Annotated in this window: 2 protein-coding genes; both read right to left on the bottom strand. The window is 57.1% G+C overall.

The genetic code is table 11. The annotated features are described in order from the left end of the window. On the bottom strand, window positions 1-1,025 hold a 1,025-nt coding region (locus P5540_19855), incomplete at its 3' end, for a hypothetical protein (GenBank protein ID HRT67069.1). 13 nt (window positions 1,026-1,038) lie between these two features. Continuing rightward, window positions 1,039-1,866, bottom strand: a complete 828-nt coding sequence (locus tag P5540_19860) for a PD-(D/E)XK nuclease family protein (protein ID HRT67070.1) — start codon at window positions 1,864-1,866, stop codon at window positions 1,039-1,041. Window positions 1,867-1,961: the final 95 nt, after the last annotated feature.

Consider the following 1,961-nt stretch of genomic DNA (forward strand, 5'->3'; position numbering starts at 1 on the left):
TTCAGCACTGCGGCCTTCTGACCATCGGGAAAACTGCGGGCCATGTCGGCGGCGAGGTCGTGATCGCCGGCCTTGACGGCGGCAATTGCATCCTCGAAGGTGGGGGCGGATGCGTCGCCACTCTGCTCAAGGTCGCGCAGGGCGTCGTCCTGGGGGTCGTGTCCGGGTTCGCCCTTGATGACTTCGCCGGTTGTGGGGTTGATGGTCGTGCCAATATCGGTGGCTGAACGCAGTTCCTGCAACGTGGTGCTTGACGCGGCGAATGAACCGTCAGCCTGGGGAACGACGTCAATCATGTCGTTTGCTTCTTCGGTGCTTTTGCCCATGCCCATAAGCACGTCAGGGGCGTAGATCGATCCGAAGAATGTCCCCGCGCGATACTGGAGCATCTGGAAGCGCATTGATCCCTGCCACTTCGATCCTTCTTTCAAATACCATCCTTCTTCGACGGCCATTTGCATGGTTACGGGGATCGATTGGACGACTTCCTTTGTCGGCCGCTTATTTGCGTCCAGCTCGTAAGCCCAGGCAACGCACTCCCAGTTGTCGATTTCTATTTCATGTTCAACGAAATCGTAGCGTTTTAGGGCTTTATTCCATCCGGTTTTTTCCCGGCATTTGGCCTTGATCCGCCCCAGGTTATGCAGTTTGAACTTGAGCGGGGAAAAGCGACGTGACGCGTTGATTGCGGCAATCTGGAACCTGGAAGACCATCTAAGTTTCCCTTGGATCACGTCAGCATTCTGCATAACAGCAATCACGGACATTCCAATAGATTGGGAAACCTCCAACGCAACTAGGCAATTGCCAATTGCAGACGTGTTTTCAATCAGGACGATTTTCCCGTTTTCATCTTTTTTCTCGTTGTACTGGCGGAACTGAGCCGGCACCGCGTCAGACGTGGCGAGAGCCTTGGAAATGCGACAGGCCAGTTCAAATCCATTCCTGGAGAAGAAATCGACCTTGACGTCTGGCTGCTGCTGTTGGCCTGTTTTCATTTCGGCGAGCGAGGTAGGGGCGTTCATTGATGACTCCTGGTTAATCGTGGAAGTGGCACTTGGAAAAGCGGGGGCAATACTTGTCCGAGCAGAGCAGGGATTTCGGATTCGGGTAGAAGCGTCCGGTCTTGAACATCTCGGCGGCGAACTCGATCAGGCCGGTCTGTTCTTCGGTGCCGACCATGACGCGCTTGGCGTTCTTGATGGTGCCGAAACCAATTTCCGCGGTGCCCTTGGTCTTAAGGCCGATGATTTCGGCGTCGTCGGAAATGGGTTCGCCTGTGCTGTGTTCGTAGAGCAGTTCGTAGGTGCCGATTTGGGGGCCGTGGCCCTTCGTAACAGCAGCGCCCTTCTGTACCGCGGCTGATCCACTTTTCAAATCGGCGATGCCGACGCCATGCTCGTCTTTGCGAATGCGGGCGCGATCCATTGTGCCGGTCAGGCGAACCACGACTCCGCTACCGCAGTCGATGTCGAGGGGCTTGGTTTCCATCTCGACGGCGACGAAGTTGTAGCGGGGCGATACCTCGAAGCAATACTTGGTCAGCAGCGTAAGGCCGACTTTCTCGGCTTCCGGCATCGATAGATCATCCCTGGCCGGGTCGAATTCATTCTGAGGGTCGTGCAGTTTGTCGACCAGGACTCCGGCGGCATCGTCGGCGGTGACGGCCTCGCCGCTAATGCGGGCTTGGTCGAAAACTGCGGTGCCGGCGTGAATGGCAGTACCAAGGGCGGCGCGCAGGCCGACGACGTTGCGTAAGCCAAGCAGATGGATTCCCTCCCATCGGTAAGCACAATCGAATAGGCCGGCCCAACTGCTAGCGCGGACGGTAAGGGAAGGGGAGGCGATGCGGCTAGGTGCGTTCATTGTGCGCTCCAAAATTGGTTGGCCATGGCCCGAATTTCCGCCATCACAAAGTGGGCGGCCAAGTCGGTATTGACGTGCGCGGATTTCCGCACGCG

Source organism: Candidatus Hydrogenedentota bacterium, assembly GCA_035450225.1.
In the GTDB taxonomy this organism is placed as follows: Bacteria; Hydrogenedentota; Hydrogenedentia; order Hydrogenedentales; family SLHB01; genus DSVR01.

Coding starts and splice junctions, on each gene's coding strand:
- P5540_19860 (HRT67070.1), bottom strand. CDS start 1,866: ATGAACGCACCTAGCCGCATCGCCTCCCCTTCCCTTACCGTCCGCGCT.